We start from the raw sequence: 13340 nt of genomic DNA on the forward strand, positions 1-13340 counted from the left end.
AGCGGTCTTCATGCCGGTATCTCCATCCTCACCTGATAAGAGCCTTCCCTTCGCGTGACCCGGAACTGGGCACGCACGTCATGCAGCAGCGCCAGGCGTCGCCGCACGTTCTCTTGTGCCAACCCGTTTCCCTGCGGGCCGGGACCCGCGGGCACGGTGTTGGCCACCTCGATCACCACCGAGTCGCCCCGGCGCTCGGTCCGCACCCGCACCTGGGCGCCGCAGTCGCTGGGCTCGACGCCGTGCTTGACGGCGTTTTCCACCAGCGGCTGCAGCAGCAGGTGCGGCACCCGGGCGTCGCCCGCCCGCGGGTCCAGCACCCACTCGACCCGCAGACGCTCGCCGAAGCGGACCTCCTCGATCGCCAGGTAGCGCCGCGCCAGCGCGACCTCCTCGGACAGGGTGACGGACTCGCCGAGATCGGCCAGCGCCTGACGGAACAGGTCCGCCAGGTCCTCCAGCACCGCCTCGGCGCGCGCGGGGTCCTGGCGGACCAGGGCGACGGCAGTGTTCAAGGTGTTGAACAGGAAATGTGGCCGGATGCGGGCCTGCAGTTCCGCGAGCCGGGCCGCGGTGTCAGCCGGCGTACGGCCTCGGGCCCGCCACTCCAGGGCAGCGACCAGCAGCGCCGACAGCAAGGCCCCCGCGCAGGCCGTGGACAGCCAGGGCGCCGGCCCCCCCGGGTCGGCCAGCGCCAGCATCGCGCCGCCCCACAGGCCGGCCAGCGCCCCGAGGCCGACGCCGCAGGCGTGCTGCGCCGGGGCCGGCAGGCGGGCCAGCACCCGCTTGAGGCTGCAGGCCGCGAGCAGCCACACGAGAGTGGCCGGCAGCGCGCTGCCGCTGGCCAGGGCCAGCCGCGAGACCCAGTCGAACGGTCCCTGCGCGCCGAACATGACGGCGACGCCCACCGCCGCCTCGACGAACAGGACGGCACGCAGCACCACGCCGACATGGCAGGCATCGAAGACCAGCACGCGGCCACGGCGGGCCGGCGGATCGTTGAAGGTCGATAAAATTTGGGGTTCCTCCATCGGCATCGCTTGGTGCCGCATCGCCCGCGTTTATGTCCCACAACCAACTCGATCACAAGTCCCAGGCCTGGTCCGCGCTGTTCTCCGAACCCATGAGCGACCTCGTCAAGCGCTACACGTCCAGCGTGTTCTTCGACAAGCGCCTGTGGAAAGCCGACATCCAGGGCTCGCTGGCCCACGCCGGCATGCTCGCCGCCCAGGGGATCATCAGCGCCGACGACCATGCCGCCATCGAGCGCGGGATGGCCCAGATCTCGCAGGAGATCGCCGCCGGCCAGTTCGAGTGGAAACTCGACCTCGAGGACGTCCACCTGAACATCGAGGCGCGCCTGACGGCCCTGGTCGGCGACGCCGGCAAGCGCCTGCACACCGGCCGCAGCCGCAACGACCAGGTGGCCACCGACGTGCGCCTGTGGCTGCGCGAGGAGATCGACCTGATCTCCGGCCTGCTGACCGAACTGCAGAAGGCCCTGCTGGGCCTGGCCGAGCAGCATGTGGAGGTGATCCTTCCCGGCTTCACCCACCTGCAGGTGGCCCAGCCGGTGAGCTTCGGCCACCACATGCTGGCGTACGTGGAGATGTTCGCCCGGGACGCCGAGCGCATGGCCGACGTGCGCAAGCGGGTGAACCGCCTGCCCCTGGGCTCCGCCGCCCTGGCCGGCACCAGCTACCCGCTGGACCGCGAACTCGTGGCCCGCACCCTGGGCATGGAGGGCGTGTGCCAGAACTCGCTGGACGCGGTGAGCGACCGCGACTTCGCCATCGAGTTCACCGCCGCGGCCTCGCTGGCCATGGTGCACATCTCGCGCTTCTCCGAAGAGCTGATCATCTGGATGTCGCAGAACTTCGGCTTCATCAAGCTGGCCGACCGCTTCACCACCGGCTCGTCGATCATGCCGCAGAAGAAGAACCCGGACGTGCCTGAGCTCGCCCGCGGCAAGACCGGCCGCGTCGTCGGCCACCTGATGGGCCTGATCACCCTGATGAAGGGCCAGCCCCTGGCCTACAACAAGGACAACCAGGAGGACAAGGAGCCGCTGTTCGACACCGTCGACACGCTCAAGGACACGCTGCGGATCTTCGCCGAGATGGTGGGCGGCATCACCGTGGTGCCGCAGGCCATGGAAAGTGCGGCCCTCAAGGGCTATGCCACGGCCACCGACCTGGCCGACTACCTGGTGAAGAAGGGCCTGCCGTTCCGCGATGCCCACGAGACGGTGGCCCACGCGGTGAAAGCCGCCGTGTCCCACGCCTGCGACCTGTCCGAATTGCCGCTGGCGGTGCTCCAGGGCTTCCACCCCTCGATCGAGAAGGACGTCTACGACGTGCTGTCCCTGCGCGGCTCCCTGAACGCCCGCAACACGCTGGGCGGCACCGCGCCGGCCCAGGTCCGGGCCCAGATCGAGAGGCACCGGGTGCGCCTGGCGTGACAGCCTTTTGACGGCTTGTGGCTTACTGTAGAGCTACGATAAAAAAAACCCGAGGAGACGACAAGCCGTGCCAGTGATCACCCACATCGAGGACCTGCGGGTCCTCGCGAAGAAGCGCGTGCCGCGCATGTTCTACGACTACGCCGACTCCGGCTCGTGGACCGAAGGCACCTACCGCGCCAACGAATCCGACTTCCAGAAGATCCTGCTGCGCCAGCGCGTGGCGGTGAACATGGAGGGCCGCACCACGCGCACGCAGATGGTCGGCCAGGACGTGGCCATGCCCGTGGCCATCGCGCCCACTGGCCTGACCGGGATGCAGCATGCCGATGGCGAGATCCTGGCGGCGCGGGCGGCCAAGAAGTTCGGCATCCCGTTCACGCTCTCGACCATGAGCATCTGCTCGATCGAGGACGTGTCCGCCGGCACCGGCGGACACCCGTTCTGGTTCCAGCTGTACGTGATGCGGGACCGCGCCTTCATCGAAAGCCTGATCGACCGCGCCAAGGCCGCCGGCTGCTCCGCGCTGGTGCTGACGCTGGACCTGCAGATCCTGGGACAGCGGCACAAGGACCTGCGCAACGGCCTCTCGGCCCCGCCCAAGCCCACCCTGGCGAACATCATCGACCTCATGACCAAGCCGCGCTGGTGCCTGGGCATGCTGGGCACACCGCGCCGGCAGTTCGGCAACATCGTCGGCCACGTCAAGGGCGTGGAGAACATGGGCTCGCTGGCCGAGTGGACGGCCAAGCAGTTCGACCCGGCGCTGTCCTGGGCCGACGTGGAATGGATCAAGAAGCGCTGGGGCGGCAAGCTGATCCTCAAGGGCATCCAGGACGTGGAAGACGCGAAGCTCGCGGCCGACTCCGGCGCCGACGCCCTGATCGTCTCGAACCACGGCGGCCGCCAGCTCGATGGCGCGCAGTCCTCCATCGCGGCCCTTCCCGCGATCGTGGACGCCGTGGGCGACCGCATCGAGGTGCACATGGACGGCGGCATCCGTTCGGGCCAGGACGTGCTCAAGGCTGTGGCCCTGGGCGCCCGGGGCACCTACATCGGCCGCGCGTTCCTGTATGGCCTGGGCGCCATGGGCGAAGCCGGCGTGACCAAGGCGCTGGAGATCATCCACAAGGAACTGGACCTGACGATGGCGTTCTGCGGCCGCACCGACATCCGCCAGGTCGACACCTCGATCCTGCTGCCCGGAACCTACTGATAATCGGGCGATCGGGCGCGGTTGCCCGCGGAGTTGTCTCGATGCGATGGAGTCGTTGGTGGCTGCTTCCCCTGGCGCTGGTCGCCCTCGCGGGGGTGTACTTCGCCGTGGTGCTGCAATGGAGCTATTCCACCGGCGAGCGCGCGGGCTGGGTCCAGAAGCTCTCGAAGAAGGGCTGGGTCTGCAAGACCTGGGAGGGCGAGCTGGCCATGGTGTCCACGCCGGGCGCCGTGCCGGAGAAATTTCCCTTCACCGTGCGTGACGAGGCCATCGCGGCGCAGATCAATACGGTCATGGGCAAGCGCGTCGCGCTGCACTACGAGGAGAAGGTGGGCCTGCCCACCTCCTGCTTCGGGGAGACCCGCCACTTCGTGACGGCGGTGCGCGTGCAGGACGAGATCTCGATTTCCCCCGGCGTGGTCGTGCCGGTGCCGCCGGCCTCGGCGGCGCCCCGGTGAGCCCTGCGCGCCGCATCGCCCACCTGGACATGGACGCGTTCTTCGCGTCCGTGGAGCTCCTTCGCTTCCCGCAGCTGAAGGGCCTGCCCGTCGTCATTGGCGGGGCCAAGCGCCGCGCCGACGAGGCGATGCGCGAGCGCTTCGGCGACCTGCCGCTGCACGAGATCCCGGTCGACGCCTTTCCGCGGCTCGCGGACTACGTGGGCCGCGGCGTCATCACCACCGCCACCTACCCCGCACGCCAGTTCGGCGTGGGCTCGGCCATGGGCATGATGAAGGCCGCCCGCCTGTGCCCGCAGGCCATCGTGCTGCCGGTGGACTTCGAGGAGATCCGCAAGTACTCCCGCGCCTTCAAGGACACCATCCGCGAAATCGCCCCGGTCATGGAGGACCGCGGCGTCGACGAGGTCTACATCGACTTCACCGAGGTGCCAGGCGGCCAGCGCGAAGGCGGCCGCGTGCTGGCGCGCCTGATCCAGAAGGCCATCTTCGATCGCACCGGCCTGACCTGCTCGATCGGGGTCGCGCCGAACAAGCTGGTCGCCAAGATGGCCAGCGAGTTCGACAAGCCCAATGGCATCTCCATCGTCCATGAGGGCGACCTGCAGGCGCGCATCTGGCCGCTGCCGGTACGCAAGATCAATGGCATCGGGCCCAAGGCCGGCGCAAGGCTGCAGGCGCTGGGCCTGGAGACCATCGGGCAGATCGCGGCGCAGCCGCGCGAGTGGCTGGTGGAGCACTTCGGCCGCTCCTACGGCGCCTGGATGCACGACGCGGCCTGGGGCCGCGACGAGCGCCCGGTGGTGACCGAGAGCGAGCCCGTCTCCATGAGCCGCGAGACCACCTTCGAGCGGGACCTGCACGCGGTGCGGGACCGCGCGGAGCTTGGCGCGATCTTCACCGACCTGTGCGAGCGCGTCGCGGCCGACCTGCAACGCAAGGGCTACGTCGGCCGCACCATCGGCATCAAGCTGCGGTACGACGACTTCCGCATCGCCACCCGGGACATCACGATCGGCAGCTTCACCGCCGACGCGAAGGCGATCCGGCAGGCCGCCGGCCAATGCCTCAAGCGCGTCGACCTGTCACGGCGGCTGCGACTGCTCGGGGTCCGGGTGGGCAAGCTGGCCCGGGCCGGCTCGCCACAGGCCCAGGCGGCCGAGAACGCCCCGGCGGCCGAGGCGGCGGCCCGCAGCCTCGACCTGTTCTGAGTGCCGCGCGGCGTCCCGGGCGCCGCCGCGGGTCGCTTCCCAGCCGCGGTCCCGGGAGGGCGGCGGGATGTCCTTCCGCGCCCCCGCGTCACTGCGCCGGCTTCAACTCGATGACCCGGTAGACGCCCCCCTGCTGGTCGGCCCGGAACTGGACCTTGTCGCCGACCTTGACCGTATCCAGCATCGCCGGGTCGCTGGCCACGAAGACCATGGTCATCGGCGGCATCTGCAGGCTGGCGATCTCGCCGTGGCGCAGCGTGAGCTTGCCGGCCGGCTTGTCGATGCGGCGCACCTCGCCGGTGGCGAAGCCGGCGGCCGGCGCCTCGGCGGCCGGGTGGTGGGCCGAATGGTCGGTGGCCTGGGACCAGGCCGGCAGGGCCAGGGACAGCAGGCCCGCCAGGGCCAGGGTGTTCAGCGTCGTCATGCGGACTTTCCAGCGGGATAGGACTCGAAGACACGAGCGCCGCCGTCACGCGTGAGGAGCATCACGCGGTAGGCGTCGCGGCGGTTGCCGTAGGCCGGGCCGTCCATGCCCGGCGAGCCGACCGGCATGCCCGGCACGGACAGGCCGATGGCCTGCGGCTTCTCGCGCAGCAGCCGGCGGATCTCGCGGGCAGGCACATGGCCCTCCACCGCGTAGCCGCCGACCAGCGCGGTGTGGCAGGAACCGTACTTTGCGGCATCGATGCCGAGCTTCGTGCGGATCGCGGCGTTGCCGGTCTCGTTGACCTTGACCTGGAAGCCGTTGGCTTCCAGGTGCTTGACCCAGTCGCCGCAGCAGCCGCAGCTCGGGTCCTTCCAGACCTCGACGAGCACGGGCGATGCGGGGGCCTGCGCCAGGGCGGCCAGGGGCGCGGCGGCCAGGGCCGCGAGCAGCGCGCGACGGCGCAGGGGAGGTGCGGGGTGAGCCATGTCGATCTCCTGTCTTGATCGGAACGTTCAGTGGGAATGGCCGCCATGCCCGGAGGGCTTGCGGACCTTGACTTCAGTATCGGCGGGCCTGCGCATCGGCATCGAGGCGCCGCCCGCGGCGCCGGTGCGCGGCGGCGGCGGCACCTCGCCGGTGAACTCGCGGGCCACGGTGCCCGGCGGGTGCCGGAACCAGCCCGGGTCCGCATAGTCGCCCGGCTTCTGCTCGCGGCGCACCTTGAGCACGCTGAACATGCCGCCCATCTCGACCCCGCCGAAGGGGCCGCGGCCGGTCATCATCGGCACGGTGTTCTCGGGCAAGGGCATCTCCATCTCGGCCATGTCGGCCATGCCGCGCTCGCCCATCACCATGTAGTCGGGGACCAGGCCGGTGATCTTGCGCACCACCTCGCGGTGGTCCACCCCGATCAGCGTGGGCACGCCGTGGCCCATGGCGTTCATGGTGTGGTGGCTCTTGTGGCAGTGGAACGCCCAGTCGCCCTCCTCGTCGGCGAGGAACTCGACCTGCCGCATCTGGCCCACCGCGATGTCGGTGGTGACCTCGGGCCAGCGCGCGGCCTTCGGCACCGGCCCGCCGTCGGTGCCCGTCACGGCGAACTCGTGGCCGTGCAGGTGGATCGGGTGGTTGGTCATGGTCAGGTTGCCGATGCGGATGCGGACCTTGTCGCCGAGGCGCACGTTCAGCGAGTCGATGCCGGGGAAGACCCGGCTGTTCCACGTCCAGAGGTTGAAGTCCAGCATGGTCATCACCTTCGGCGTGTACGCGCCGGGCTCGATGTCGAAGGCCGACATCAGGAAGGCGAAGTCGCGGTCCACCCGGTCGATCAGGGGATGGCGGCCCTTCGGGTGCGTGATCCACAGGCCCATCATGCCCATGGCCATCTGCACCATCTCGTCGGCGTGCGGGTGGTACATGAAGGTGCCGGGGCGGCGGGCCTCGAACTCGTAGACGAAGGTCTTGCCGGAAGGGATTCCCGGCTGGGTGAGGCCGGTGACGCCGTCCATGCCATTGGGCAGGCGCTGGCCATGCCAGTGGATGCTGGTGTGCTCGGGCAGCCGGTTGGTCACGAAGATGCGCACGCGGTCGCCCTCGACCACCTCGATCGTGGGGCCGGGGGACTGGCCGTTGTAGCCCCAGAGGTGGGCCTTGAAGCCCGGCGCCATCTCGCGCACCACCGGCTCGGCGACCAGGTGGAACTCCTTGACGCCCTGGTTCATGCGCCAGGGCAGGGTCCAGCCATTGAGGGTGACCACGGGGTCGTACGGGCGGCCGTTGGGCGGCACCAGGGGCGCCATGGTGTCGGGCCGCGCCTGCAGCACCGGTTCGGGCAGGGCCGCCATCGCGACGCGGCTGACGCCGGCCGCGGCGACGGCGCCGGCCAGGGCGGCGCCGGAGAGGAACTGTCGTCGTTGGGTCATGTGAATCCTTTGCGCGCGGTCAATGGCCCGCGGGGGCGGCAGCCGCCGCGGCGGGCACGCTCGCGAGGGTGGCCTGCGCGGGCCGCCCCACGAGCGAGGCCGAGAGGGCCGCGTCGGCCAGCCAGAACTGCTGCTGCGCCTCTATCGCGGCGATCACGCTGGTGACCTGCTCGCGCATGTCCGCGAGCAGCTCGAAGACGCCGATCAGCATGCCGTTGTAGCGAAGCTGGTTCTCCTCGGACATGGCCTTGCGCAGGGGCACGACCTCGTCGCGCCAGTGGCGCGCGAGCTCGTACGCCGTGCGGTACGCGGAGTAGCTCTCGCGCAGCTGGGAGGAGGCGCCGCGCACGACGGCGTCGTAGCGGTGCGCGGCCGCCAGCGAGGCCGCGTCCATCTGCGCGCGGCGGGCCGAGCCCCAGTCGAAGACCGGCAGGCGGATCGCCAGCTCCCAGCCGCGCGCCGTGCCGCGCTCGCCGGAGGCGTCGTCGAAGCGGGTGTCGCGGCGCGCACCCACCTCGGCATCGACCAGGCTCTCGAGCAGCTCCAGGCGCTGGGCGCGGCCCGCCGCCTGCAGCTGCAGGCGGGCGAGCTGCCAGTCCAGCCGCTGCTCGCGTGCGGCCTGGGCGATGTCGCCCGGCTGGCGCGGGCTCGCGGGCAGGTCCGGCAGGCGGTCGGGCAGGCGCAGGCGCGCGGCCTGCGCGTCGTCCAGCCCGAGCAGGCGCACCAGCGCCTCGCGCGTGGCGGTGGCCTGGTGGCGGGCGCCGGCCAGGCGGGTGGTGGCATCGGCGTAGAAGGCCTGCTGGCGGGCGCGCTCCAGGCGCGTGAAGTTGCCGGTCTGCTGCATGCGGCGTGCCAGTTCGGCGCTGGCGTCGGCGGCCTGCTGGACCTGGGCCGCGTAGGCCAGGGCCTGCTGCGCCGCGACCGCGCGCACCCAGGCCTGGCGCACCGCGCCGACCTGGTCGACCACGGTGCCCGCCAGCTCGACGCGGGCCTGGGCCTGCAGCTGCCCGGACAGGGCCTGCCGCTGCGGCAGCGTGAGCAGGTCCAGCAACCCGACGGACAGGAGCCGGCCGATCTCCAGCTCCGGGCCGGAGCGCACGCGCTCGAGGCCCAGCACCGGGTTGGCGATGCGGCCCCGCTGGGCCGCAGCGGCCAGGTCGGCGCCGTGCTGGGCGACCAGGGCCTGCAGCGCGGGGCTGCGCGCCAGGGCGAGCTGCACGGCGGCATCCATCGACAGCGGGCCTGCCAGCAGGCCGGCGGCGGCCTGCTCGCCGGCGGACGGGCCGCGGGCCAGCGCGAGCCCACCCTGGGTGAAGGCACGCTGGCTGTCGTTGACGGCGGCCACCTCGCGCTCGAGGTCCACCGAGGCGCAGCCTGCCAGGGCGAGGCCCAGGACGGCCAGCGCGGCGGGCTTGCGGGGAAGGGAAAGATCGAAGCTCATCGCCGGTCCCTCAATGCCGGTGGCCCGCGGCCGGCGTCCGTGCGGGCGGTGGCGGGGGCACCGTCGGCGCGACGGGCGCCGAGGTCGAACCGGTCGCCGGCGGGGTCGGCGCAGGCGCCTGCGCCTCCCGCGCATAGGCCCGCCAGCCGCCGATGCGGCCGACGTTGTCATTGGCGGCGCGCCAGGGCTGGACGCTCACCTCGTCGAAGGGCCGGTAGCCCTCGAAGGCGGAACGCCAGGCGCCGGGCGCCTCGGGCTGGGCCTGGGCGGCGCCGGCCAGGACGGCGGCGGCCAGGGCCGGCCACCGGGGAAGGGAAGGGAACTGCATGCGCATCTCTCGCTGCCATGAAGGGAAAGCACCACGCCGGCGGGGCGCGGTCCAGGGCCTGGCCGGCCTCGGTCTCGGGGCCGGCGCGCGGGGGTCAGGCGCGGGGAGGCTTGTCGGGGACGGGCAGGCCCCGCGAGGCCACGCGGGCCGGGGGGACGCTGGCATGCGCGGGCGGCGCGGCGCCGGGGAGGGCGAGCATGGCGTCGGCAGGCTGGGCCAGGGCATGGCCGCAGAAGGCACAGGAGGCGCAGCGGTGGCCGTCATCGGCGGCGGACGCCGGGTCCCCGTGGCTGGACGCCCCGTGATGGCCGGCCGCCGCGTGGTCGGCGATGGCGTGGTCGGCAGCCATGGCATCGGCAGTGGCAGCGCCAGGCCCATGGCCTTGCGCCGCGGAATGGCCCTGCAGGGGACCGCACAGCGACATCGACACCGACGCCATGGCCTGCAAGGGCAGGGCCACGAAGATCAGCCAGGCGACGATGCGGCGGAAGCGGGACATCACGAAAACATTCTATCGAGCCGACGGCCGGGAAATCCGCTCAGCAATTGCTGGCCCGTTCGGGCGATTTCAATACCACAAAAACATAAAACCAAAATACTATTCCATAACCATCCATCAACCGAGAAGCGCCTGCAATCTTTGTAACAACTCTTCAGTACAGTCTGGCGCCTAACTTCCGGGGCGAGAAGCTGCCCATCCGGGCGGCCAGGAACGAAGGAAGTACGGATGGCCCGGCGCCGGATCCCGCGGGGTGTGACCCTGATCGAGCTGCTGGTGGCCGTGGCCCTGGTGGCGATCCTGGCCGGCGTGGCCTACCCCGCCTACACCCGCCACCTCGTGCGCAGCCACCGGGCCTCGGCCCAGACGGTGCTGTCCGACATCGCGCAGCGCCAGCAGCAGTACCTGATGGACAACCGCGCCTTCGCCACGACCCCGGCGGCCCTGGGCGTGAACGTGCCCGGCGACCTGGCCGGCCGCTACAGTTTCCAGATCACGGCGGATGCCTCGATGCCGCCGTCCTACACCGCGACGGCCACGCCCGTGGCCGGCTCGCCGCAAGCCGTCGACGGCCCGCTGTCGATCACCAGCGAGGGCACGCGCCTGCCCCCCGACAAATGGTGACCGCCCGGCCCGCCCCGGCGCACCGCGCGCCGGGCTTCACCCTCATCGAGCTGCTGGTGGTGGTGAGCCTGGTCGCCATCCTGGCGGCGCTGGCCGCGCCCGGGATGCGCTCGCTGGTGGCCTCGCAGCGGGTGCGCACGACCGCATCCGACCTGCACCTGGCCCTGGTCAAGACCCGCTCGGAGGCCCTCAAGCGCAACGCGCCGGTGACGCTGCGCCCCGCGAACGCGGGCGACTGGGCCAGCGGCTGGCAGATCGTGGCCACGGTCGACGGCACGCTGCGGGTGGTCGACGTCACCCCGGTGCGGGGCTCGGTGCAGGTGCAGTCGACCCCGGCCATCGCCTCGGTGGTGTTCGGCTACGACGGCCGCACCAGCGCCGCGGCCGGCGGCGTGCAGTTCTCGGTGAGCGATGCGGGAACCTCGCAGGCACGCTGCGTCTCGATCGACCCGGCCGGCCGCCCCTACACGCGGGAGGGCGCGACATGCTGAGGCGGCAGGCAGGGCGGCCCGCGGGCCTGGCCCAGCGCGGCGCGCTGCTGATCGAGGCGCTGGTGGCGATCCTGATCGTCTCGTTCGGGATGATGGCGCTGGCCGGCCTGCACACCACCATGAATGCGGCCGTGTTCGAGTCGTACCAGCGCACCCAGGCGCTCTCGCTGATGCAGGACATGGCCAACCGGATGGATGCCAACCAGTCCCAGGCCGCCAGCTACGTGACCGCGTCGGCCCTGGGGACCGGCGATGGCCAGCCCACGGCGTGCGCCGTGCCGGGCGCCACGCGCGCGCAGGTCGACCTGTGCGAGTGGAGCAACCTCCTCAAGGGCGCGAGCGAGACCACGCCCTCGGCCACCACCGTGGGCGCGATGCTCGCCGGCCGCGGCTGCGTCGAGCAGTTGCAGCCGCCCCTGCCGGCCGCGGGCGTGTGCCAGCCAGGCATCTACCGCATCACCGTCGCCTGGCAGGGATTCCAGGCCACCGTCGCGCCGCCCCAGGCCTGCGGCCAGGGGCTGTATGCCCGCGAGGCCCTGCGCAAGACGGTGTCCACCCAGCTTCTCGTGGCCCTACCGGCCTGCTCCTGATGGAACGCCTCGCCCCGCCCCCCGCCCCCGCGCGCCACCAGCGCGGGCTCACCCTGGTCGAGGTGATGGTCGGCATCGCCATCGGCCTGGTGATCCTGGCCGCGATGTCGGTGCTGTTTGCCACCAGCAGCCGCACCCGGGTGGAGACCGAGCGCGCGGGCCTGAAGATCGACAACGGCCGCCATGCGCTCGACACCCTGGCGGGCGAGCTGCAGCATGCCGGCTTCCTCGCCGAGTTCGACCCGCGCACGCTGCCGGCGCCGCCCGCCCGGCCCGCCGCCTGCGAGACCTCGGTCGCCGCCCTGCTCGCGGCCCTGCCGCTGGCGGCGCTGGGCCAGGACAACGTGGCCGCCGGCGCGCTGGCCTGCCTGGGCGGCGACCTGGCGCCCGGCACCGACGTGGTCGTCGTCCGCCGCGCCGCCACCTGCACCAACGGCAGCGCCGACTGCACGCCGCTGGCCGCCGGCATGCCCGCCTTCCAGGCCTCCTCGTGCAGCGACCCGTCGGAGCTGGGCGGCGCGGACATCAACAACCACTACCGGTTCGCCGCCTTCCCGGCGGCGGGCGCCTTCACGCTGCGCCAGCGCGATTGCGCCACGGCGGCCGGCCTGCGCCGCTACGTCGTGCGCATCTACTTCGTCGCCCGCAACGACCGCGATGGCGACGGCATCCCCAGCCTCAAGCGCGTGGAACTGGGCGCGGCCGGCTGGAGCGCGCCGCTGACCCTGGTGCAGGGCGTGGAGAACCTGCAGGTCGAGTGGGGGCTGGACACCAACGGCGACGGCACGCCCGAGCTGTACGCCACCGACCCCGACCGCTACTGCGCCTCGGCCACGCCGCCGGTGCCCGCCGGCAGCTGCTGGGGCCTGCCGGTGGCGGCCCGCCTGTACGTGCTGGCCCGCAACCCCGAGGCCTCGCCCGGCCACACCGACACCCGGCGCTACGCCCTGGGCAAGCAGGGGGACGCGGCCACGGGCGTGACCACGGCGGCCGACGCGAGCGCCGGCCCCTTCAACGACGCGCGCCGCCGCAACGTCTACACACGGACCGTGGCCCTGCAGAACGTGACCGCGCGGAGGTTCTCGCCATGACCGCGCGCGCCCAGCGGGGCTCGACCCTGGTCGTGTCCCTGATCATGCTCACGCTGCTCACCATCCTGGCGATGGCGACGCTGAACATCGGCCGCGGCAGCCTGCAGGCCGGGGCCAACGCCCAGGCCCGCGCCGTCACCCAGGCCGCGACGCAGCAGGTCATCAACCAGGTGATCAGCAACCGCACGTTCGCCGAGTCGCCGAACGACGTCCTGGACAACTCGAACTGCCCGCCGGCGATGAACGCCCCCGCCAACAGCCGCTGCGTGGACGTGAACGGCGACGGCAAGACCGTGGTGCTGGTGCGGCTGTCGCCCGCGCCGCGCTGCATCCAGATGCGGCCGATCCCGACCAGCGAGCTGAACCTGCTGGACACCGAGGACCTGGGCTGCACGCAGGGCATGAACAACCAGAGCAGCGGCATCGTGGGCGCGGGGGCGATGGCCTCGCTGTGCGCCCGCACGCTGTGGGAAATCACCGCCGTCGGCAGCGACCCCGTCACCGGCGCGCAATCCACCCTGGTGCAGGGCGTGAGCATGCGCGTGTCCAGCGATTCCGCCACCACCTTCTGCCCCTGAGGA

Annotated in this window: 16 protein-coding genes; 9 read left to right on the forward strand and 7 right to left on the reverse strand. The window is 71.9% G+C overall.

Features of this window, described 5'->3' with window-relative positions; all coding sequences use genetic code 11:
* Positions 1 to 8 precede the first annotated feature (8 nt).
* A complete protein-coding gene (locus ACT80S_RS08195; RefSeq protein ID WP_377414938.1) occupies positions 9 to 1031 on the reverse strand; it encodes a sensor histidine kinase in 1023 nt (340 codons plus the stop codon).
* A gap of 32 nt (positions 1032 to 1063) precedes the next feature.
* Here ACT80S_RS08195 and argH point away from each other — a divergent pair, with 32 nt between their 5' ends.
* The 4 genes from argH (at position 1064) to ACT80S_RS08215 (ending at position 5346) form a co-directional block, all read left to right on the forward strand.
* A complete protein-coding gene (argH, locus tag ACT80S_RS08200; RefSeq protein WP_377414941.1) occupies positions 1064 to 2461 on the forward strand; it encodes an argininosuccinate lyase in 1398 nt (465 codons plus the stop codon).
* A 67-nt stretch (positions 2462 to 2528) separates the two neighbouring features.
* Positions 2529 to 3677 carry an alpha-hydroxy acid oxidase gene (locus ACT80S_RS08205; RefSeq protein WP_377414944.1) on the forward strand — a complete coding sequence of 383 codons (1149 nt, stop codon included), beginning with the start codon at positions 2529 to 2531 and terminating at the stop codon, positions 3675 to 3677.
* A 41-nt stretch (positions 3678 to 3718) separates the two neighbouring features.
* Complete coding sequence (locus ACT80S_RS08210) at positions 3719 to 4135, forward strand: hypothetical protein (protein ID WP_377414946.1); 417 nt, start codon at positions 3719 to 3721, stop codon at positions 4133 to 4135.
* A 29-nt stretch (positions 4136 to 4164) separates the two neighbouring features.
* On the forward strand, positions 4165 to 5346 hold the full coding sequence (locus ACT80S_RS08215; protein ID WP_377415243.1) for a Y-family DNA polymerase: 1182 nt from the start codon (positions 4165 to 4167) through the stop codon (positions 5344 to 5346).
* An 88-nt stretch (positions 5347 to 5434) separates the two neighbouring features.
* Here the strand turns inward: ACT80S_RS08215 and ACT80S_RS08220 are convergent, their stop codons facing one another.
* The 6 genes from ACT80S_RS08220 to ACT80S_RS08245 all read right to left on the reverse strand — a co-directional run bounded on the left by ACT80S_RS08220 (position 5435) and on the right by ACT80S_RS08245 (position 9963).
* On the reverse strand, positions 5435 to 5770 hold the full coding sequence (locus ACT80S_RS08220) for a copper-binding protein (RefSeq protein WP_377414948.1): 336 nt from the start codon (positions 5768 to 5770) through the stop codon (positions 5435 to 5437).
* Complete coding sequence (locus tag ACT80S_RS08225; RefSeq protein WP_377414950.1) at positions 5767 to 6258, reverse strand: DUF411 domain-containing protein; 492 nt, start codon at positions 6256 to 6258, stop codon at positions 5767 to 5769. The genes ACT80S_RS08220 and ACT80S_RS08225 overlap by 4 nt, the downstream gene beginning before the upstream one ends.
* Positions 6259 to 6285: 27 nt before the next feature.
* On the reverse strand, positions 6286 to 7695 hold the full coding sequence (locus ACT80S_RS08230; RefSeq protein ID WP_377414952.1) for a multicopper oxidase family protein: 1410 nt from the start codon (positions 7693 to 7695) through the stop codon (positions 6286 to 6288).
* Between the two features lie 19 nt (positions 7696 to 7714).
* On the reverse strand, positions 7715 to 9136 hold the full coding sequence (locus tag ACT80S_RS08235; protein ID WP_377414954.1) for a TolC family protein: 1422 nt from the start codon (positions 9134 to 9136) through the stop codon (positions 7715 to 7717).
* A 10-nt stretch (positions 9137 to 9146) separates the two neighbouring features.
* Positions 9147 to 9464: a hypothetical protein gene (locus tag ACT80S_RS08240; RefSeq protein WP_377414956.1), complete on the reverse strand. Its 318-nt coding sequence runs from the start codon at positions 9462 to 9464 to the stop codon at positions 9147 to 9149.
* A gap of 94 nt (positions 9465 to 9558) precedes the next feature.
* Complete coding sequence (locus tag ACT80S_RS08245; RefSeq protein ID WP_377414959.1) at positions 9559 to 9963, reverse strand: hypothetical protein; 405 nt, start codon at positions 9961 to 9963, stop codon at positions 9559 to 9561.
* Positions 9964 to 10218: 255 nt separating this feature from the next.
* Between ACT80S_RS08245 and ACT80S_RS08250 the strand changes: the two genes are divergently transcribed.
* The 5 genes from ACT80S_RS08250 to ACT80S_RS08270 are packed head-to-tail and all read left to right on the forward strand — an operon-like array spanning position 10219 to position 13337.
* Positions 10219 to 10587, forward strand: coding sequence for a type IV pilin protein (locus ACT80S_RS08250; protein ID WP_377414961.1), 369 nt, complete (start codon positions 10219 to 10221; stop codon positions 10585 to 10587).
* The gene (locus tag ACT80S_RS08255; RefSeq protein ID WP_377414963.1) at positions 10584 to 11078 is read left to right on the forward strand and encodes a GspH/FimT family pseudopilin; all 495 of its coding nucleotides are present in this window, start codon (positions 10584 to 10586) and stop codon (positions 11076 to 11078) included. Before ACT80S_RS08250 ends, ACT80S_RS08255 begins: the two co-directional genes overlap by 4 nt.
* Entirely contained in the window at positions 11072 to 11668 is a 597-nt protein-coding gene (pilV, locus tag ACT80S_RS08260; protein WP_377414965.1) for a type IV pilus modification protein PilV, read from the forward strand. The genes ACT80S_RS08255 and pilV overlap by 7 nt, the downstream gene beginning before the upstream one ends.
* Positions 11668 to 12759: a PilW family protein gene (locus tag ACT80S_RS08265; RefSeq protein ID WP_377414967.1), complete on the forward strand. Its 1092-nt coding sequence runs from the start codon at positions 11668 to 11670 to the stop codon at positions 12757 to 12759. The genes pilV and ACT80S_RS08265 overlap by 1 nt, the downstream gene beginning before the upstream one ends.
* The gene (locus ACT80S_RS08270; protein ID WP_377414970.1) at positions 12756 to 13337 is read left to right on the forward strand and encodes a hypothetical protein; all 582 of its coding nucleotides are present in this window, start codon (positions 12756 to 12758) and stop codon (positions 13335 to 13337) included. Before ACT80S_RS08265 ends, ACT80S_RS08270 begins: the two co-directional genes overlap by 4 nt.
* Positions 13338 to 13340 lie beyond the last annotated feature (3 nt).

The sequence above is a fragment of the Ramlibacter sp. MAHUQ-53 genome, assembly GCF_052600055.1.